The sequence below is a fragment of the Kocuria sp. CPCC 205258 genome (assembly GCF_040981005.1).
GTDB classification, from domain to species: Bacteria; Actinomycetota; Actinomycetes; order Actinomycetales; family Micrococcaceae; genus Kocuria; species Kocuria rosea.
The window spans coordinates 1-531 of sequence record NZ_JAVKPS010000062.1 but is presented as its reverse complement, the minus strand read 5'-3'; the positions used below and the strand labels follow the sequence as shown (position 1 = coordinate 531).

Sequence of the window (531 nt, the reverse complement as noted above, 5' to 3'; positions counted from 1 at the left end):
AGCTCACCGCCCTCGCCCGCTCGTGCAACATCACCCTCAACACCCTGGTGCAGAGCGCCTGGGCACTGCTGCTGGGCCGGCAACTGGGTCGCGACGACGTCGTGTTCGGCGCGACCGTCGCCCACCGCCCGCCGGAGATCCCCGGCATCGAGTCGACCATCGGCATGTTCATCAACACCCTGCCGGTCCGCGTCCGCGTCCGGCCCGCCGAGACACTCGGCGACCTGCTCGGCCGGGTGCAGCGGGAACAGGCCGCCCTCATCGAGCACCGGCACCTGTCCCTCACCGAGATCCGCTCCGCCACCGGCACCGGTGAACTCTTCGACACCGTCGTCGTGTTCGAGAACTACCCTCTCGACCCGGCCGTGCTGCGCGCCGAGGCCCGCGGACTGCGCCTTGCGGGCTTCGAGGTCGCCGACGCCACCCACTACCCGCTGAGCCTGCTCGCCATCCCCGGCGACACCCTCCGCTTCCGCCTCGACCACCGGGGCGACGTCCTGGACGAGGCAGGCGCCCGGCTGCTGCTCCAGC

1 protein-coding gene is annotated in these 531 nt (G+C 71.9%); it reads left to right on the top strand.

Annotation, left to right across the window (positions count from 1 at the left end; translation table 11 throughout):
• Window positions 1-531: condensation domain-containing protein (locus RF644_RS18835; RefSeq protein ID WP_368797668.1), on the top strand; the 531-nt coding region annotated here is incomplete at both ends.